Raw genomic sequence first — 19,070 nt, 5'->3', positions numbered from 1 at the left:
CACCTATCCTTGTTTTTGGTTAAACTTGCGAATTGAAATTTCGTCCATTAGCATTATTTCCTGCTTATTTATCCAAGCCAATTCTTTTCGTTTTTTGCGGTCAATAATTTTCTCTATTTTTTTCACTTCAATATACTGGTCGGATAATTTCTGCTGTACTTGATTCATGTTCTCTCTTGCAACTGTCACACGTTTTTGAACATCGATAATATTTGGTGTAATATAGTGTAAATAGTTGTAATAACCTCTCACTGTTTCTATATCACCATTTTGTAAACATTCCTGATATTTCGTTTCCATTGCTTCTTTTTTCTTCAGTAACTGATATAATTCTTTAGCTTCATGCTCAAACTTTGTTTGGGCATCTTCAAATTCCATTCGGATTTCATTCTTTTCATTTTCCCGTACTGATTTTATTTTCTCGAAGCCTGTCCATTGTTTCATTATCTCGAGCTCCCATTTAGTATTGCTTGTAAATTTTTTAAAGCTGTAATCCGATCGATCTTTTCATCCATTTCCTGTCTTAAAAAACCAAGTATTTTAGGCTGTAACTGAATCGCATGATCAATGGCCGGGTTAGATCCTTTTTTATATGCTCCTATTTGAATTAATTCCTCATTTTCCTGGTATATCGCCAGTATGGATCTTGCTTTTTGTATTAAAGTCATTATTTCAGTATCTACTATATTAGGCATAACACGACTCACAGATTGTAAGACATTAATGGCAGGAAACTGACCTTTCTCCGCAAGTCTCCGGTCAAGAATAAAATGCCCATCAAGAATACCTCTTGTTGTATCAGCAATCGGCTCATTCAAATCATCTCCATCAACTAATACGGTATAAAATGCTGTAATTGATCCATTCTTACTTGTACCAGTACGTTCAAGTAAAGATGGTAATAAAGCGAATACGGACGGCGTATAGCCTTTTGTTGTAGGCGGCTCACCAATTGCCAGGCCGATTTCCCTCTGTGCCATTGCTACCCTTGTAACAGAGTCCATCATTAGATTTACCTTAAATCCTAAATCACGAAAATACTCACTAATAGCTGTCGCTGTATAGGCACCTTTTATTCGCATTAAAGCTGATTGATCAGATGTTGCCACAACTACAATTGACTTCTTTAATCCTTCTGGACCTAAGTCTCGCTCGATAAATTCTTTTACTTCTCTGCCACGCTCACCAATCAGTGCGATCACATTTAAATCAGCATCACTATTTCGGGCGATCATACCCATTAGAGTACTTTTCCCTACACCACTTCCGGCAAATATCCCTATCCTCTGACCTCTTCCCACTGTCAGCATTGTATCAATTGCTTTTACACCAACCGGAATGACATCATCAATTCTAGGTCTATCTAATGGATTCGGTGGTGGTTGCTCTGTTGGATATTCTTTTAAACCCTTCGGCAGTTTTGTTCCGTCCAGCAAGTTCCCAGTCGAATCTATCACTTTACCAATCAGAGAACGACCTACATTAATTGAGAGAGATTTTTTAGTTGCTTCTACTAAACAACCTGCCGCAATATTACTTACTGCAGAATATGGCATTAACAATACTTTTTCTTCATTAAATCCAATCACTTCTGCCATAATTCTCTGATCCTCTAACTTGGTGTGTATATAGCATACTTCGCCGATTCTGGATTCCGGACCTCTGGCTTCAATTAATAAACCAACTACACGTTCAACTTTTCCGAATCTCTTGTAGGAGTCTGTTTTCTCAATATGCTCAAGAATCATTTGCAGTTCCACGGCTAATCTCCTCCACAAGATGAAATAGTTTATTTCTAATTTCTTCTAATTGTGTTTCCACAGAAGCATCTATTTTGCCAAATGGTGTTTCAATTATGGCTTGTCCATTAGATAATGAACTGTCATTGTAAATCGACAGTTCCGCCTGATTATACGTGATTGTTTGCAGCTCTTCTTTATTATCTGATAAAAGTTGATAATGATCAGGATGAATATATATTTTAATACTAGGCTGTTCTTTCACTTGTTCAAGCGCCTTTTTTACTAGTTGGTAGAAACTTTCTTTGTTATCTTCTAAAGTAATATCAATAACTTTTTCTGCAACGGCCATGGCAATTTGCAGTATTTGTTCATCCATCTGTGATAATTTCCGAAGGTAGTCCTGATTCGCCAGATCTACCGTTGCATTCGCCTGATCAATTAGTGACTGATACTGTGCGAGGCTATCCTGCTCACCTTGTCTAAAACCTTGCTGGTAGCCTTCCTGTTGTGCCTGCTCAACATATTGCGCTCTCTCTTGTTCCCACTGTTCTCTTAATGCATTGATTTCCTCGTTGGTTTGTTCTAATTTCCTGTTTGTTTCCTCTTCTATTTGAGCGAGTTCTTTTCTTTTTTGCTCAATATCAAATTCCTCTTGCTCACTTGCATACCGGTTTATTTCATTCACAGTCTTGCGTATAATCGGTTTTATCTGTATTCTCTTTTGAGGCAAAGATGGCTTGTCCTGATTAGACAATGATATCATCTCCTCCACCTCTGGCGATGACAATTTCACCAATCTCCTCAAGCCTTCTCACAACAGAAACAATTCTGGATTGGGCTTCTTCTACATCGCGCAATCTAACTGGCCCCATAAACTCCATCTCTTCTTTGAAGGTCTCTGCCATTCTTGTTGACATATTATTGAAAATAATCTCTTTCACTTCATCACTGGCAACTTTAAGCGATAGACGGAGATCGTCATTTTCGACTTCGCGAATAACACGCTGAATCGCACGGTTGTCAAGTGTAACGATATCTTCAAATACAAACATTCTTTTCCTGATCTCTTCTGCAAGTTCAGGATCATCAATTTCTAATGCATCGAGAATCGTTCTTTCTGTACTTCTGTCAACCCCATTTAACACTTCCACAACGGCTTGGATACCACCAGTTTGTGTATAATCCTGTGTAACAGTTGTCGATAGTTTTCGCTCAAGGATCTGTTCGACCTCTGCTATAATCTCAGGAGAGGTCGAATCCATTACTGCTATACGCTTTGCAATATCTGCCTGTAACTCCTGAGGTAATTCTGATAAAATCTGTGCTGCCTGCTCAGAATCAAGATACGAGAGCACTAATGCAATTGTTTGCGGATGCTCATTTTGAATAAAATTAATGATCTGTGATGGCTCTGCCTTCCTTGCAAAGTCAAATGGTTTAACTTGCAGGGATGAAGTTAATCTGCCAAGAATATCACTAGCTTTTTCAGAACCAAGTGCTTTTTCTAGGATTGTTTTTGCATATCCTATACCACCTTGTGCTATATAGTCCTGTGCCATCGCTATTTCCTGAAATTCTTCAAGAATAGCATCTTTCTGTCCAGAGTCAACTTTTTTAACAGACGAAATCTCCAATGTTAGTTTCTCAATTTCTTCTGGGGTTAAATGCTTATAAACTTGGGCAGACACATCCGGCCCTAAAGAGATTAATAAAATAGCTGCTTTCTGCCTTCCTGTTAATGATTGTCTCTGTTTCGCCATATTCATTAACCTCCTTTAATCTTCTGAAATCCAACTTCGCAGCAGTTTTGCAAAATCTTCTGGTTTTTCCTGTGCATACTTCTCAAGTTGTTTTCTCCGTTTTGTAGAGTCGGTATCTTCGTTCATTGCTAGTGGCGGAACTTCCTGCTGTTGAACTACAGTTTCTTCCTCGAACTCTTCTATTTCCTCTTCGTCTTCTGACTTCCTGCGCCGCAACATAACGATCAATAGAATAATTACTGCAAGTAGTACCCCGCCAACGATATATACCCATAACGGGATGGTTGGAACGGCTTCTTCTTCAGTAATAGTATCTGTACCATTAAATGGCTGGAATACAATAGAAACATTTTCTTCTACTGCTACTTCGCCATATGTTTTATCAATAGAAGTTGAAATAATAGAATCTAAAATAGATGCTACACTCTCTTCTACAGCCGCCTGTTCTGCTGCTGTAAGTTGTTCTGTCTCTCCAGTCTCAGTAGTTCTCGTATTATCTATTGCTACCTGAACACCCAAATCTCTGATTTTATAAGGACTTTCCACTATGTCCTTCTGAATCCGGTTGAATTCGTTGTTAACTGATTCTTTCACCATTTCATAGTCACCGACATTTCCATCAACACCAGCAGGGTAATTCGTGACTTCGCCTTCTTCGGTACCGACAGCACCATCCACCGGCTGTTCACCAGTAAAGGATTCTGTTATTGTTTCAATGCTTACAGGTAATGTGTCTGTATCTTCATTTACAGGTTCTACAATCTGTTCTACTCTTTGTTCCTGAGTGAAATCGATATCGGCTGTTGCTGATATCGCAACTTTGTCCATACCGATCATCATCCCTAGCATTCGCTGAACTCTGCGTTCAATATCCTTCTCAATATCTGATTTGATTTGCTGCTGATTCACATAAGTATCGCCTGTCGAAAAATTATTTTCATTATTTTGGTCAAAATACTCAAGATTCTGATTCATTAAGACGATATTATCAGTAGGAAGATTTGGAACAGATTTCGAAACAAGGTGATACAAGGCATTAATTTGGCCTGGATCAAATTGATAACCAGGCTCAGTTTGCATAACGATTGATGCCGTTGATTCCTGCTGCTGTTCACTGACAAAAACAGGATCTTTCGGGATATTTAAGTTCACCTCGGCACTTTCTATTCCATCAATTTGAGAAATTAGTGAAGCAAGCTCAGTCTGCATTGCATCTAATTTCATCACATTAAACTCGTTATCTGTAACACCCCATGAACTGTTCTCAGCAAAAAAGGAGTAATCGATACTCCCACTGTCAGGAATTCCCTGTGCTGCCAAGTCCACCAATAATGATTGAGCCTGTTCTTCCGGAACTTCAATCGTTGTACCGGCATTTGTTAATTCATAAGGCACAGCTCTGGCATCTAATTCTTCTTTTATCTGTCCAACTTCCTGTAAAGACAGTTCGCTGTATAATGGAATCATGTTTTTATTGGTGGCAAGCAGACTGGATACTATAATAACAATTACAATTAATGCTATACCGCCAAACAATGAACCTTTTTGCCATTTCGACATCGATTTAAATTTTTCATTTACTACGCTGATGTATTTTCTGAATTTCTCGTTCATTTTTTGCCCCCAAAACTAGTTACGATATTTTATACTTGCATTCGCATTACTTCATTGTAAGCATCAATAACTTTCTTCTGGACCTGAACACCTGTTTGCAGCATGATACTAGCTTTTTGAGCAGTAATCATTACATCATGCAGATCATCAATTTCCCCATTTGCCAAAGCAGTTGTCTTTTGGTCTGAAGCTTGTTGGGCATTGTTTAGCTGTTCTATGGCATTCTTCAGATTAGCTCCAAAATTCTGCTGTGCTTCACCCACCGTTGTACCGGGATTACTTATCTGAGTTTGCCTCGTTATATGTTCAGTGTTTAAAAAATTACTGATTATCACTCGGTATTCCTCCTGTTTTCATATTACTTTCCGATTTCCAATGCTTTCATCAGCATGGACTTAGAAGCGTTTATGGACGTTACATTTGCTTCATATGATCTTGTTGCACTCATTAAATCTACCATTTCTTTTAACGGATCCACATTAGGCATTTCCACATACCCTTCTTCATTTGCATCTGGATGATTAGGGTTAAAAACTAATTTAAATGGCTCCGTTTCATCATCTACAATTCTTGAAACTCTCACACCGTTTCCTGCTGTACCATTTTGGGAGGAAGTCCGCTGCAAAATGGATGAAAATCGTTCATCCTTCGCCTGAAACACGGTCATTTTTCTTCTGTATGGTTCATATTCCCCATTTTCATTAACCGTAGCCCTTGTAGTATCCACATTTGCAATATTAGAAGAGATTGTGTCCATCCTTAATCTTTGTGCAGTTAATCCGCTCGCACTAATGTTCATTGAATTAAATATTGACATTTTTAGTTACCCCCCCTAATTACTGATTGCAAACTATTAAACTTGCCATTTAACCTGTCAACTACTGCCTGATAATAGATTTGGTTTTTAGCTAATTCTGACATTTCTTTATCTATATCAACATTGTTCCCATTATGGTTATATGTAGTGGATTGATTTGTCATTATTTTGTACGGCGCTCCGCTGTTGCTTCCAAAATCAATGTGACGGGAATTTGTTCTCTTCGCCTCAAATTGATTGCCTAATTCATTATCCAGTACGTTTTTAAATACAACTTGTTTAGCCTTGTAGTTTGCCGTATCTACATTAGAAATATTATTGGCAATTGTTTGATTTTTTACCGATGAATAGTTCAAAGATCGTTCTAAAGTTTGAATAGTGTTACCAAACATCATACTTTTTTCCCCCATTTTTTCAAAAACCGACATAAAACTAACACTTCTATCGAATATTGTAATAGAATTAATGAAATGTGTCTATGACTTATCGTCATATTTTATCAATTTCTTGGAATTTTTTATAAATCTGCACCTTTCGGTCCGGATAAAATTTTGTCGAAAAAAGGGTTGTATAGAACATTTTACCTATTATCACAACAAAAAAAACACGCTTTAAAAAAGCATGTTTATTATTTCGCCACAATATTTAATTCTTTTAAAAAGTGATCATTTAACACCTTAATGTATGTTCCTTTCATACCTAACGATCTTGATTCAATCACCCCTGCACTTTCAAGTTTTCTTAGTGCATTGACAATAACGGAACGTGTAATCCCTACCCTGTCAGCTATCTTACTGGCAACAAGCAGTCCTTCTGTTCCGCCAAGTTCCTTAAAAATATGAGCAATTGCCTCCTGCTCACTATAGGAAAGTGAATTTATCGCCATCTGAACAACAGCCGTCCTGCGTGCCTCCACTTCAATTTCTTCCGTTTTTTCGTGAAGAATCTCCATCCCTACAACTGTAGCACCATATTCAGCTAAAATTAAATCGTCATCTTCAAAGCTCTCTGATAATCTGCTCAGAATCAATGTACCTAACCGCTGACCACCGCCAATGATAGGAACAATGGTAGTTAATCCTGACTGAAAAAGATCTTTATTTTCCACTGGGAATGCCGTATATTCACTTTCGATATCCAAATTTATCGTTGTGGAAGTAATATTGAATAAATTATCTGTATATTCTGCCGGAAACCTTCTTTCTTCCAGCATTTTTTTCATCCTGTCATTTTCAATTTGCTGATTGATAGAGAACCCCAGTAATTTCCCTTTACGGCTGACAATAAAAATATTCGAATCAATTACATCTCTTAGTGTTTTGGACATCTCAGTAAAATTAACCGATTTCCCTTTTGTTTTCTGCAGCATCGCATTTATCGCTCTTGTTTTGTCTAACAATTTCATTTGGATCACCAACCCTTTATAAAATGAACTGACTCAAATCTTTATTCTTAGCGATTGATTTTAATTTTTCGTTTACATAATTTTCTGTAATGGCAATATTTCCAACCCCTATTTCAGACGCTTCAAAAGATAGCTCTTCCAGTAATTTTTCCAAAATAGTGTGCAGTCTTCTCGCCCCGATATTATCTGTTTCCTGATTTACTTCAAAAGCAATCTCAGCGATACGTGTTATGGCTTTTGAATCGAATTCAATGGTTATCCCTTCAGTCTCTAACAAGGCTTTATATTGCTTTAACAAGGCATTGGATGGCTCTACCAAAATTCGTTCAAAATCAGCAACACTAAGTTTTTCAAACTCCACACGGATTGGAAATCTACCTTGCAATTCCGGGATAAGGTCAGAAGGTTTCGCCATGTGGAAAGCGCCTGCTGCGATAAACAGCATATGATCTGTCTTTACTGGACCGTACTTTGTGACAACAGAAGACCCTTCAACAATTGGCAGAATATCTCTTTGAACACCTTCCCTGGATACGGTTGCTCCATTTTCCTGTTTAACTGCTACCTTATCTATTTCATCGATAAATATGATACCAGTATGCTCTGCCTTATCGATTGCTTTCTGAGCCACACTGTCCATATCAACCAGCTTTTGCGCTTCTTGCTGTGTTAAAACTTTTCTCGCTTCCGATACTTTCATTTTTTGCTTTTTCTTTTTCTTAGGCAAAAACTGACCGAAGGCATCCTGGATATTCATACCCATCTGCTCCATGCCGGACCCCTGTAACATATCCATCATAGAGGGAGACTTCTCCTCCACTTCCACTGTTACTATATTGTCTTCCAGTTCCCCTAATTCTAAAAGTTTCTTCATTTGGGACCGCTTCATTTTTATTTCTTCGTTTTGTTCATTATCTGCTTGATCTTCTGAACTGCCTTGCTGGCTCGGATTCATGAACATTTCAAATGGATTTTTCGTTTGGGAATTTCTCTTCTTAGATGGAACTAGCAGCTGTACCAATCTTTTGTTTGCTACTTCCTCAGCCTTTGGTTTTACTTTTTCCATTTCTTCTTCTTTCACCATACGCACAGCCGTTTCGATCAAGTCTCTGACCATTGATTCGACATCTCTGCCGACATACCCAACTTCTGTGTACTTAGTTGCTTCTACTTTAATGAAAGGAGCACCAACAAGTTTTGCCAATCTTCTTGCAACTTCTGTCTTTCCGACGCCTGTCGGCCCAATCATTAATATATTTTTCGGAACAATTTCGTTCCGTAACGCTTCTTCCAGCTGCATCCTTCGATACCTGTTTCTTAATGCTACAGCTACTGCTTTTTTTGCTGCCTGTTGGCCAATTATGTATTGATCCAGCTTATCTACAATTTGCCTTGGTGTTAGATTAATCGACATGTTGTTCCCTCCTTATTTTTATAATTCTTCTAAAATTAACTGATTGTTTGTAAAGACACAAATCTCGCCAGCAATCTCTAACGAAGCTTTCGCAATTTCCTTCGCAGAAAGATTTGGAGCATTTCTTTTCAATGCTCTGCCTGCACTTAATGCAAAATTCCCACCCGATCCTATTGCCAATATTCCGTCATCTGGTTCGATTACTTCACCTGTCCCTGATACGAGTAATAATTCTTCCTTGTTCATAACAATTAACATCGCTTCTAATTTTCTTAAATATTTGTCGTTACGCCAATCCTTCGCCAGCTCCACTGCAGCTCGGGACAATTTACCGTCATAGCTTTCTAATTTTGCTTCGAAGCTTTCAAACAATGTAAATGCATCAGCTACAGATCCAGCGAAACCTGCTAAGACCTGATCTTTATAAATTCTTCTGACTTTTTTTGCAGAGTGTTTCATAACTACCTGATTCCCAAATGTCACCTGGCCGTCGCCACACATCGCTGATTGGCCGTTATGTTTAATCGCAAATATCGTTGTCGCATGAAACTGTTCCATTGTTTATTCCCCTTTACTTGCTCTTGGATGAGCATTTTTATAAACGTGACTAAGTCTGTCCTTAGTCACATGAGTGTAAATTTGTGTGGATGATAACTGTGAATGGCCCAGCAGTTCCTGAACTGCCCGCAAATCTGCACCATTATTTAATAAATGTGTCGCGAAAGTATGTCTTAATTTGTGTGGATGTAAATCGACTGTTAAACCGGCCTCTTGAACTAATTTCTTTAATATCACCCGGATTCCTCTAGCAGTTAATGGGTTTCCTTTCGCATTAAGAAATAAAAAATGTTGTGGTTCACTATGCTTTCCGATTAATTGCTCTCTTCCATTCATCAGATATTGTTTTATTGAATCTTTGGCAAATTCGCCAAAAGGAACGTATCTTTCTTTGCTCCCTTTTCCAAGTACGAGGACTGTTTGAAGTTCCAGATCTACATCCTCCATCTTTAATTGTACACATTCACTCACCCTGATACCTGTTGCATAAAGCAATTCCAATAATGCCCTGTTTCTTTTTCCAAGCGGGGTATCCTGCTGATTAATTGATAAGAGCTTCTCCATTTCCTCATCGTACAGAAATTGCGGAATAGGATAATCTTGCTTCGGCAAACTGATCTGGTTAAAAGGATTATTAGTAACAACTTCTTCTCTGGCTAATATTTTATAAAAACTTCTTAATGCAGAAATATGCCTGCTAACCGATCGTTTCGTTAATCCTTGCTCGTATAATATAGTTAAGTAATTTCTTACACTGATGTAATCCACATTTCTCAAATCATCAATTTGTTCATCTGCTATGTATTGCAAAAAGTGTTCGACATCTTTCTGGTAGATCTCCACGGTTTTTGCTGCTGCATTCTTCTCGATTTTTAAATAATCTAAAAATAACAACCATTCTTTGTGAAATTTTTGCATCTCTCTGCACCTCTAAATGCTTAAAAATACTAACATAATCTATCTGCAAGTTCAATTCTTTTCAAAAAATTTTCGGAATTTTCATAATAGTTGCAATATTTATGGTTTACCCATCTTTTTCCTTATATAAACTTTCTTCCATCAGTAATATTGAAAGAGCTTGTTAACCGTAGTGGATAACAAGCTCCTCCATGCAATTCTCTCTTTAGCTTTGTTCTTTTTCTTTATAGTCACAAGAAGGACATTGCACTTGGGTTGTTTTCTTAGTCTTTTTCTCAACTAACATCGTATCACATTTCGGACATTTCCTGCCGACAGGTTTATCCCAGGAGATAAACTCACAATCCGGATAGTTGTCACAACCATAGAAAGCTCTTTTCCTTTTTGTCTTTCTTTCAACAATATTACCATCCTTGCAATTAGGACATTTTACACCGATTTCTTTGAGTATTGGTTTCGTATTTCTGCAATCCGGAAAATTGGAGCATGCCAGGAATTTACCGTATCTTCCCATCTTATATACCATTCCGTGACCGCATTTTTCACAGTCAATACCTGCTGGCTCATCTTTTATTTCAACCTTTTCCATTTCTTGTTGGGCAACATCCAATCTTTTTTCAAAACCATTGTAAAACTGGTCGATTATAGAGATCCACTCTGTTTTACCATCCTCGATTGCATCTAAGTCACCTTCCATCTTACCAGTGAATTCGATATCAATAATCTCAGGGAAAAATTCTTCCATCAAGCTGTTAACAACTTCCCCTAACTCGGTTGGGACAAAACGCCGGTTGTCTAATGCTACATATCCTCTGCGTTGAATGGTGTCTAATGTAGGGGCATAGGTGGAAGGTCTTCCTATTCCCTGCTCTTCCATTGTTTTCACTAATCTAGCTTCAGTGTATCGTGGAGGTGGTTGTGTAAAATGCTGATTAGGTTCCAATTTTTCTGATTTTACAGTTGTTCCTTCCTGCAAATCAGGCAGCCACTTTTCTTCTTTTTTCTCCTGATCATCACTGCTTTCAATATACACTTTCATAAAGCCATTAAACTTTATCTTTGATCCGCTTGCTCTAAATTCTACCCCTTCGTTTAATAAGTGAATTGTCATAGTATCCATTACAGCTGGTGCCATCTGACTTGCCATAAATCGTTCCCAGATCAGTTTATACAATCTTAACTGATCTCTGGACAATACGGTTTTAAGAGACTTAGGGTCCCTCATTGCATCAGTTGGACGAATCGCTTCGTGAGCATCTTGAGCTCCTTCACTCTTTTTCGCCTGTTTGTTATTACCTGAATACTCTTTTCCGTAATTCTTTTCAATATACTCTTTCGCCTGATTTTGAGCAGATGCAGAGACTCTTGTGGAATCTGTTCTCATATAAGTAATTAAACCAGTTATTCCACCTTCTCTTTTTCCCAAATCAATACCTTCATACAGTTGCTGTGCGACCATCATCGTCTTACGTGCCCGGAAGTTTAATTTTCGAGCTGCTTCCTGTTGTAATGAAGAAGTTGTAAAAGGCGGTGAAGGATTTCTTTTTCGCTCTTTCTTATTTACTTTATCAATTAAGAAATTTTTGCCTTTTAATTTGCTTAAAACAAAATCCACATCCTCTTTTGATTTAAGTGGCTGCTTTTTGCCATCATATCCATAAAAATTTCCTTCAAAGCTTTGATTGTCTTTAGTAAATTGAGATGTAATACTCCAGTATTCCTCTGGCTTGAAGTTGTTTATCTCATTTTCACGGTCAATTATCATCTTGACAGCTACAGATTGCACCCTTCCTGCACTTAACCCTTTCTTTACCTTTTGCCATAATAATGGACTGATATTATATCCTACAAGGCGATCTAAAACTCTTCTTGCCTGCTGTGCATCCACAAGATCCATGTTAATTTTTCTTGGATGCTTAAATGACTCTTTAACAGCATCTTTTGTTATTTCATTAAACACAACCCGGCATTCCGAATTATGGTCGATATTTAAACTGTGAGCAAGGTGCCATGCAATCGCCTCTCCTTCACGATCCGGATCGGCTGCAAGATAGATTTTATCTGCTTTTTTAGCAGCTGTTTTCAATTCTTTTAAAACAGGTCCTTTTCCTCTTATAGTAATGTATTTTGGTTCATAATTATTTTCCACATCTATACCTGTCTGACTCTTTGGCAAATCACGAACATGGCCCATAGAGGCCTTCACTTTAAAATTTCTGCCTAAATATCTTTCGATTGTTTTGGCTTTAGCAGGTGATTCGACGATAACTAGATATTGTGCCATATTAAACCCTCCCAAGAGGTCACTCTCTATTTAATAATTATATAATATGATTAAGAACACTTGAACTGCTAATCATTTATTCTATATTCTATGATCCTCATGATAAATCTTCCCTATTATGAAATACTTTTATATTGTTTGTCAAACAAATCACCAAAAGAAACTCCATTTTTTTCTAATTATCACTTGTCAATTCACTTTCCTTATACCACTCTGATTCAATATCCATGGCTGTTTGTACTAGTTTAGCTCCATCCTGAATTAACTGATGACAGCCTTCACTTGTTTTGTTTAAAACAGAGCCTGGAACTGCGAATACTTCTCTGCCTTGTTCCAACGCCTGGTCCACTGTAATCATGGAACCACTTTTTGTTTTTGCTTCAATGACTAATGTTCCAAAGGTCAATCCACTTATTATGCGATTTCTCTCAGGAAAGTGGTACTTTTGAGGGGTAAGATATGGGGGATACTCGGAGATAACTAACCCTTTCTGTGAAATTTCATGAAATAATACGGCATTTTGTTTCGGATAAATATGTTCAAAGCCGCCGCCAAGTACAGCAATGGTAGGGGAACCATTTGCCAATGCTAACTCATGGGCACAGCCATCGATTCCAATCGCCATACCGCTTACAATTAACCACCCCTTTTGTAATAAAGGTTTTAATAATCGGTTCATTACTGGTCTGGCGTTTTCAGTTGGGTATCTTGTACCAACAACACTAAGATTAGGTGTATGTTTCAGTAAGGAAAGATTACCTGCCGCATATAATACTACCGGTGGATCGGGGATATTTCTCAGCTGATCAGGATAGAATGAATCAAATATAGTGATAATAGCATATTCCCTGGACTGTCTGACAATTTCTCTTTGCAGTCCTATGTCAGTTAATCCATCTCTAATCCTTTTGGCACTTTCCAGCTTCATTTCAAATAGCTGTGCCCATTGCTCTGTATTCCATCGATAGAGCATACCAAGGTCAGGACTTTGTTTTAGTACTTTCCATATAAGCTTTCTCGTTACCCCTTTAATCTGATGCAAATGAATCAATCTCCAACTAGCTTGTTCCAATACATCACATCCTTTAATATTACAGAAGAGATAAGCGCTGCTTATCTCTTCTGTTTTTATTAATGAGTTTTACACTTATCAATAAGACCTTTTTCTTCTAATACACTAATTAATGTTTCACCCATTACAGATGGAGTTTCAGCTACTTTTATTCCACAATTGTTCATGATTTTAATTTTCTCTTCTGCAGTTCCTTTTCCGCCAGAAATAATCGCACCGGCATGGCCCATACGTTTTCCCGGAGGTGCAGTACGCCCGCCGATAAATCCGACAACAGGTTTCGTCATATTTGCTTTCACCCATTCTGCCGCTTCTTCTTCTGCTGTACCGCCAATTTCCCCAATCATCATTACAGCTTCCGTCTCAGGATCTTCATTAAATGCTTTTAATGTATCGATAAAGTCTGTTCCGTTCACCGGATCACCACCGATACCTACAGCGGTTGACTGACCAAATCCCGCCTGGGACAACTGATGAACTGCTTCGTATGTTAAAGTACCAGAGCGCGATACAACACCAATATGACCTTTCTTATGAATATATCCAGGCATAATACCAATTTTACATTCATCTGGTGTAATGACCCCTGGACAGTTCGGTCCTACTAATCTCGTATTCTTTCCTTCCATATACCGTTTTACTTTAACCATATCCATTACTGGAATATGTTCTGTAATACAAATAACTAAATCTAATTCTGCATCAACTGCTTCAATAATTGCATCTGCTGCAAAAGGTGCCGGCACATAAATAACGGAAGCATTTGCTCCAGTCTGCTCAACTGCTTCCTGAACAGTATTGTATACTGGAACACCTTCTACTTCTGTACCACCCTTTTTCGGTGTTACACCACCGACGATTTTCGTACCATACTCTAACATTTGCTTTGTATGAAAAAGTGCTGTTGAACCTGTAATTCCCTGAACAAGCACTTTTGTATCTTTATTAATAAATACACTCATGTAACGGATCCTCCCTTATCATATTTAGGTAAATTTAGCTTGGTATTATGCCTCATTTACTAGTGCGACAATTTTCTCAGCACCGTCAGCCATTGACTCTGCTGGTGTAATGTTTAAACCTGAATCTGCCAGTATTTTCTTTCCGGCATCTACATTTGTACCTTCTAAACGTACGACTAATGGTATTGTTAAACCTACTTCTTTTGTTGCTTGAACAACACCTTCAGCAATAACATCACACTTCATAATTCCACCGAAAATGTTTACAAAAATTCCTTTTACATTCTTATCAGAAAGAATGATTTTGAAAGCTTCCGTAACCTTTTCAGCCGTCGCACCGCCCCCAACATCAAGGAAGTTAGCAGGATCACCGTTATAATGTTTAATGATATCCATTGTAGCCATCGCAAGACCTGCACCATTTACCATACAGCCAATATTACCATCTAAAGCGATGTAGCTTAAATCATATTTGGATGCTTCGATTTCTTTCTCATCCTCTTCCTCAAGATCACGATATTCTACAATGTCTTTCTGGCGGAATAACGCATTATCATCAAAGTTAAGTTTGGCATCAAGTGCCAGCACTTCTCCGTCACCTGTTGTAACTAACGGATTGATTTCTGCTATAGAACAATCTTTTTCTACAAATACCTGATATAATCCCATCATAAATTTAACCGCTTTCGATAAATATTCTGCTGGAATATTTATGTTGAAAGCAAGTCTTCTCGCTTGATATGGTAATAAACCTGTCACAGGATCAATTACTTCTTTAAATATCTTCTCAGGCGTAGTCGCAGCAACTTCTTCTATTTCTGTACCGCCCTCTTCTGACGCCATCATTGTAACTCGAGATGTAGCACGATCCAACACAAGGCCGATATAATATTCCTTTTTAATATCACAGCCTTCTTCAATCAGTAAACGCTTTACTTCTTTGCCTTCTGGGCCTGTTTGATGTGTAATAAGCGTTTTACCTAAAATCTCATCTGCATATGTACGAACCTCATCGATATTCTTTGCCACTTTCACACCGCCTGCTTTACCTCTTCCCCCAGCGTGAATTTGAGCTTTTACTACCGAAACGTTTGTGCCAAGTTCTTCTGCTGCCTGTACTGCTTCATCTACGGTAAAAGCAACTTTCCCATTTGGAACAGCGACACCGTATTTACGCAGAATTTCTTTGCCTTGATATTCGTGAATATTCATCTTTCATCCTCCCATCAATTAATCACTGCAATCTCATTGTATAAAAAAAGGTTAGTGATTGTCCACAAAATAATTTAATTAATCAGACATTTTTCGAAAATGGTTTCATTATGTTTAACTTACTGGGCAGAATCCCTGTACAAGCATAAAGATAGCCCCTTCCTCAGTATTGGAAAGGAGCTGGTATTATTTACTTCATTTTCTGATCCACCTGATAGATGTATGCAAAGACTTCTGCGACAACCTGGTACAGTTCTTCAGGTATAGTTTCATTAATTTCAAGTTGTGATAATAACTCAACAAGTGTCGGATCTGATTGAATAGGAACATTATTTTCTAAAGCCTTTTCGATTATTGATTCGGCAACGTAACCTTTTCCAACAGCTGTAACTCTTGGTGCCTGTTCCTTAGAAGGATCATAATGAAGGGCAGCTGCTTTTTTCTGATAGTTTTCTTCATTTTTCATACTCGAAAGTCAATCCCTTCCACTGTCCGGGGTACATATGGATTATGTTTGCCAATGTCCCGGTTACCGCTGTCTTCTTCTTTCGTGCTTTTCCATGTCACTGATGTAAGATTATAATTTAAATCTGCCAGTTTTTCTTTGAGCAGTGGTTTAAACATGGCTAAAACCGGTTTCACTCCATCCCGATCATTATAGACAGTAAGATGTACTACTCTTTTTTGAATAGACATTGCTATCATTGTTTCCCCCAATTTGTTTAAGTTTAAATGGAATAGTACCTTGCAGTAATCCGGATCTATCTCTTTACTGCTTCCATTCTTTTTTCCTTCGAACTGAATTCTTATATCTTCCATCAAACCAAATTTCTCCCCAGGGAACTGCATGTTTAGATGTGTGAAAGACTGTTCCTGATTTATCATTTGCAGCTGCATACCCGTTAGTGTCTGCAATAATTTTGCAGCCCTTTCGCCACCCAGTTCTGTCCCTTGCTGGGTGCCCAAAAGCAGTAATTGTTTTAAAGAGAGAGACTGCTGATCATCTTTTTGCTGCAATATATTCGCTTCATCCTGAATTCCGCTATTCTGAATAAATTGCTTCATTAATGATAGAAAATGGTCACGGACTGATTGTGGTTCATTTGTAATTAGCTGGTCTGTTTTTAACAAAAATTCTCTGACTACCCCCGCTTCCTGCTGAGAAAACTGCTGAATATTAATTTTTTGTAATAAATCTGCTATCTGCTGATTTTGAGCTAAGGATGTCAATGGATTACGAAGCCAGTTTTGAATTGTTTCTATTTCTGTTCTTGTCATAGTGCTTACTATTTTCGGTAACATATCACTATTTGATAACATGTTTTTTAATTCCTGTATTACCTGATTTGGTTGATTATTTGGTTGATTTTCATTAGACAATCGCTTTAGAAGCATATCAAAATTTCTTTGTTCGCCATGATTAAACGGTAATTGTGATTGTAATAATTGCCGAACATTCTCCTGCAAGCGGAATTGCAATACTTCCTTTGTAAATTGCTGAATGACCGCCTTATTATGTGGAGTGAGAAAATTGGCGGACTCCCAATCACTCTTCAGTAAAATATTCGCTATTTGCTGACTGTTTTGCATTACAGTCTGGCTGTTTTGTATGGAATGAAGAAGAAATTCCGCATCACTCTTAGTCAGCAATGGCTGTAATTGCTGTACCACAGGCTTTGTCTGCTGGATGAATTGATTTTGCAATAGCTGTCTAGAAATCACTTCAGATGATGGGTTTGGATTCAACTGACTTGTCATTTGCTGCATTATTGTCTGAAACTTCGATAGGGAAACATCCGGTTCAATCTGTCCAATCCTTTGCATTAACTGAAACAATATTTGACTGTTCTCATTCGATAATAAAGGGAAACTATTAGTCATTTGAGTTGCACCAAGAAATTGATTCAGGTGATTAATCATCATTTGTGGAAGTTGGGGTGAACTTCCATTAGCTGATTGATTAACAATCGATTGTAATTGATTCATCAAACCTTTCATATCTGTTCCAATATTATTTTGCTGCACTGCTTGTAATGACTGGAAAACTTGTTCAGTAATCGGAAGCTTCTTCTCTACCATCGTTAATAGTAATTCCTGATTCAGTCTGTTTCCTCCGAATTTCTCCAGAAGTCGCGCAATTAACTGGGCATCCTCGTTTGTAAAAGGAATATTTTTAGAAAGAAGCTGTGTCAATAGTTCCCGATTGTTATTTGTTGGAGAAACTCCTAATTGTTGTAGCAGTCTTTCCAGTGACTGGCTTGATGCCAGAGATATATCATTTACTTTTTTTAAATGAAGTGTGTTTGTGGTTGAGACAACTTGAAAGATATATCCTTGTTTTGCAGATAAGGCAGTTTCTAACTGGGCAACAACTTGCATACCACCTATTTGTATTTTCGCTTTCTGGTTGGGATACAGTTCTAAAACTTTCCCTGCTATCATTTGTCCACTTCTTAAATTCATAGGTGAATTTGCTTTATTAGCGGAAGCTGTTTGTAATGAATTCATGATGGTATGCATATTCATTGCTGACCCTCCATTTACATTATATTTTTCAGGAAACTTTTTCTATGTATTGCTGTAATCCCAAACTGATGAATAGCCTCTATATGATGCTGTGTACCATACCCGCTGTTTTTCTCAAACTGGTATTGCGGGAATTGTTGATGGTATTCTGTCATCAGCCGGTCTCTGGTCACTTTGGCAATAATACTTGCTGCAGCAATCGAAATACTTTTTTGATCCCCTTTAATTATGGAATCACTTGTATATGGTAAATCTTCCAATTCCACTGCATCAATTAACACATGGTCTGGTTTCACAGGGATATTTTCAAGTGCAGTTCGCATGGCCTGCTTCGTTGCCTGGTAAATATTTATTTGATCAATTTCCACGGGTTCAATAATTCCTGTTTGATATGCAATTGCATTTTCAACGATATACTCGAAATATCTTTCTCTTGTTTGTTTATTCAATTTCTTCGAATCATCTAATCCTAACAGGTAAAAGTCTTGAGGAAGAATAACTGCAGCTGCGACTACCGGACCTGCCAGCGGACCTCTTCCTGCCTCATCCACACCTGCTACATACCTTTTCCCTTTTAGCCACTGTGCCTGTTCAAATGTGGACAATTCCTTGAAATGCTGGCTTAATTTCTTTTTTATTTCTGCTTGTTTTTCATAAAATTTTATCAGCTTTTGTACACCTTTTCGAGTATCTTTCTGCAGCTTTAATTTTATCTCATCGGACCACTCATTCGAATCAATGTACTCTTTTATTTGTTTAATACTCCATGATGAATCCATCATTAAA

The 19,070-nt window shown here is 37.8% G+C and carries 19 protein-coding genes; all 19 read right to left on the bottom strand.

Going from position 1 to position 19,070, the window contains the following annotated elements; translation table 11 throughout:
- Positions 1-3: 3 nt before the first annotated feature.
- The 19 genes from fliJ to BMW36_RS00405 all read right to left on the bottom strand — a co-directional run bounded on the left by fliJ (position 4) and on the right by BMW36_RS00405 (position 19,066).
- Positions 4-444 (bottom strand): flagellar export protein FliJ, encoded by a 441-nt coding sequence (gene fliJ, locus BMW36_RS00495; RefSeq protein ID WP_089737889.1) that lies wholly within the window; start codon positions 442-444, stop codon positions 4-6.
- Positions 444-1,760 (bottom strand): flagellar protein export ATPase FliI, encoded by a 1,317-nt coding sequence (gene fliI / locus BMW36_RS00490; protein WP_089737887.1) that lies wholly within the window; start codon positions 1,758-1,760, stop codon positions 444-446. The genes fliJ and fliI overlap by 1 nt, the downstream gene beginning before the upstream one ends.
- Positions 1,738-2,496, bottom strand: coding sequence for a flagellar assembly protein FliH (gene fliH, locus BMW36_RS00485; RefSeq protein ID WP_175480311.1), 759 nt, complete (start codon positions 2,494-2,496; stop codon positions 1,738-1,740). The genes fliI and fliH overlap by 23 nt, the downstream gene beginning before the upstream one ends.
- A complete protein-coding gene (fliG, locus tag BMW36_RS00480) occupies positions 2,489-3,502 on the bottom strand; it encodes a flagellar motor switch protein FliG (protein ID WP_089737883.1) in 1,014 nt (337 codons plus the stop codon). Before fliG ends, fliH begins: the two co-directional genes overlap by 8 nt.
- Before the next feature lie 15 nt (positions 3,503-3,517).
- The gene (fliF, locus tag BMW36_RS00475) at positions 3,518-5,116 is read right to left on the bottom strand and encodes a flagellar basal-body MS-ring/collar protein FliF (protein WP_089737881.1); all 1,599 of its coding nucleotides are present in this window, start codon (positions 5,114-5,116) and stop codon (positions 3,518-3,520) included.
- 29 nt (positions 5,117-5,145) lie between these two features.
- Complete coding sequence (gene fliE / locus BMW36_RS00470; RefSeq protein ID WP_483866640.1) at positions 5,146-5,418, bottom strand: flagellar hook-basal body complex protein FliE; 273 nt, start codon at positions 5,416-5,418, stop codon at positions 5,146-5,148.
- A 56-nt stretch (positions 5,419-5,474) separates the two neighbouring features.
- Positions 5,475-5,933: a flagellar basal body rod protein FlgC gene (flgC, locus tag BMW36_RS00465; protein ID WP_089737877.1), complete on the bottom strand. Its 459-nt coding sequence runs from the start codon at positions 5,931-5,933 to the stop codon at positions 5,475-5,477.
- Between the two features lie 2 nt (positions 5,934-5,935).
- Positions 5,936-6,328, bottom strand: a complete 393-nt coding sequence (gene flgB, locus BMW36_RS00460; RefSeq protein WP_089737876.1) for a flagellar basal body rod protein FlgB — start codon at positions 6,326-6,328, stop codon at positions 5,936-5,938.
- Positions 6,329-6,561: 233 nt separating this feature from the next.
- Complete coding sequence (codY, locus tag BMW36_RS00455; protein WP_089737874.1) at positions 6,562-7,338, bottom strand: GTP-sensing pleiotropic transcriptional regulator CodY; 777 nt, start codon at positions 7,336-7,338, stop codon at positions 6,562-6,564.
- Between the two features lie 16 nt (positions 7,339-7,354).
- Complete coding sequence (hslU, locus tag BMW36_RS00450; protein WP_089737872.1) at positions 7,355-8,752, bottom strand: ATP-dependent protease ATPase subunit HslU; 1,398 nt, start codon at positions 8,750-8,752, stop codon at positions 7,355-7,357.
- Positions 8,753-8,770: 18 nt separating this feature from the next.
- A complete protein-coding gene (hslV, locus tag BMW36_RS00445; protein WP_089737871.1) occupies positions 8,771-9,310 on the bottom strand; it encodes an ATP-dependent protease subunit HslV in 540 nt (179 codons plus the stop codon).
- Between the two features lie 3 nt (positions 9,311-9,313).
- Entirely contained in the window at positions 9,314-10,228 is a 915-nt protein-coding gene (gene xerC / locus BMW36_RS00440; RefSeq protein ID WP_089737869.1) for a tyrosine recombinase XerC, read from the bottom strand.
- Positions 10,229-10,433: 205 nt separating this feature from the next.
- The gene (topA, locus tag BMW36_RS00435; protein ID WP_089737868.1) at positions 10,434-12,512 is read right to left on the bottom strand and encodes a type I DNA topoisomerase; all 2,079 of its coding nucleotides are present in this window, start codon (positions 12,510-12,512) and stop codon (positions 10,434-10,436) included.
- Positions 12,513-12,687: 175 nt separating this feature from the next.
- Positions 12,688-13,584, bottom strand: a complete 897-nt coding sequence (dprA, locus tag BMW36_RS00430; RefSeq protein ID WP_089737864.1) for a DNA-processing protein DprA — start codon at positions 13,582-13,584, stop codon at positions 12,688-12,690.
- 59 nt (positions 13,585-13,643) lie between these two features.
- Positions 13,644-14,546: a succinate--CoA ligase subunit alpha gene (gene sucD / locus BMW36_RS00425; RefSeq protein ID WP_089737863.1), complete on the bottom strand. Its 903-nt coding sequence runs from the start codon at positions 14,544-14,546 to the stop codon at positions 13,644-13,646.
- A gap of 45 nt (positions 14,547-14,591) precedes the next feature.
- Complete coding sequence (sucC, locus tag BMW36_RS00420; RefSeq protein ID WP_089737861.1) at positions 14,592-15,758, bottom strand: ADP-forming succinate--CoA ligase subunit beta; 1,167 nt, start codon at positions 15,756-15,758, stop codon at positions 14,592-14,594.
- A gap of 190 nt (positions 15,759-15,948) precedes the next feature.
- Positions 15,949-16,224: an EscU/YscU/HrcU family type III secretion system export apparatus switch protein gene (locus BMW36_RS00415; RefSeq protein WP_089737860.1), complete on the bottom strand. Its 276-nt coding sequence runs from the start codon at positions 16,222-16,224 to the stop codon at positions 15,949-15,951.
- Positions 16,221-18,284 (bottom strand): hypothetical protein, encoded by a 2,064-nt coding sequence (locus tag BMW36_RS00410; protein ID WP_089737857.1) that lies wholly within the window; start codon positions 18,282-18,284, stop codon positions 16,221-16,223. The genes BMW36_RS00415 and BMW36_RS00410 overlap by 4 nt, the downstream gene beginning before the upstream one ends.
- Before the next feature lie 14 nt (positions 18,285-18,298).
- Positions 18,299-19,066 (bottom strand): ribonuclease HII, encoded by a 768-nt coding sequence (locus BMW36_RS00405; protein ID WP_342707235.1) that lies wholly within the window; start codon positions 19,064-19,066, stop codon positions 18,299-18,301.
- Positions 19,067-19,070: the final 4 nt, after the last annotated feature.

It is taken from the genome of Gracilibacillus ureilyticus (assembly GCF_900111195.1).
GTDB lineage: Bacteria > Bacillota > Bacilli > Bacillales > Amphibacillaceae > Gracilibacillus > Gracilibacillus ureilyticus.
Note: the sequence above shows the minus strand (reverse complement) of the source record. Positions and strands in the feature narration are given on the sequence as shown.

What these genes read in the sequence shown, in the direction of transcription:
- topA (WP_089737868.1), bottom strand. Translation starts at nt 12,512, where the DNA reads ATGGCACAATATCTAGTTATCGTCGAATCACCTGCTAAAGCCAAAACA.
- BMW36_RS00410 (WP_089737857.1), bottom strand. Translation starts at nt 18,284, where the DNA reads ATGAATATGCATACCATCATGAATTCATTACAAACAGCTTCCGCTAAT.
- flgB (WP_089737876.1), bottom strand. Translation starts at nt 6,328, where the DNA reads ATGATGTTTGGTAACACTATTCAAACTTTAGAACGATCTTTGAACTAT.
- fliJ (WP_089737889.1), bottom strand. Translation starts at nt 444, where the DNA reads ATGAAACAATGGACAGGCTTCGAGAAAATAAAATCAGTACGGGAAAAT.
- BMW36_RS00415 (WP_089737860.1), bottom strand. Translation starts at nt 16,224, where the DNA reads ATGAAAAATGAAGAAAACTATCAGAAAAAAGCAGCTGCCCTTCATTAT.
- BMW36_RS00405 (WP_342707235.1), bottom strand. Translation starts at nt 19,066, where the DNA reads ATGATGGATTCATCATGGAGTATTAAACAAATAAAAGAGTACATTGAT.
- xerC (WP_089737869.1), bottom strand. Translation starts at nt 10,228, where the DNA reads ATGCAAAAATTTCACAAAGAATGGTTGTTATTTTTAGATTATTTAAAA.
- fliF (WP_089737881.1), bottom strand. Translation starts at nt 5,116, where the DNA reads ATGAACGAGAAATTCAGAAAATACATCAGCGTAGTAAATGAAAAATTT.
- fliG (WP_089737883.1), bottom strand. Translation starts at nt 3,502, where the DNA reads ATGGCGAAACAGAGACAATCATTAACAGGAAGGCAGAAAGCAGCTATT.
- flgC (WP_089737877.1), bottom strand. Translation starts at nt 5,933, where the DNA reads ATGTCAATATTTAATTCAATGAACATTAGTGCGAGCGGATTAACTGCA.
- hslV (WP_089737871.1), bottom strand. Translation starts at nt 9,310, where the DNA reads ATGGAACAGTTTCATGCGACAACGATATTTGCGATTAAACATAACGGC.
- sucD (WP_089737863.1), bottom strand. Translation starts at nt 14,546, where the DNA reads ATGAGTGTATTTATTAATAAAGATACAAAAGTGCTTGTTCAGGGAATT.
- hslU (WP_089737872.1), bottom strand. Translation starts at nt 8,752, where the DNA reads ATGTCGATTAATCTAACACCAAGGCAAATTGTAGATAAGCTGGATCAA.
- sucC (WP_089737861.1), bottom strand. Translation starts at nt 15,758, where the DNA reads ATGAATATTCACGAATATCAAGGCAAAGAAATTCTGCGTAAATACGGT.
- codY (WP_089737874.1), bottom strand. Translation starts at nt 7,338, where the DNA reads ATGAAATTGTTAGACAAAACAAGAGCGATAAATGCGATGCTGCAGAAA.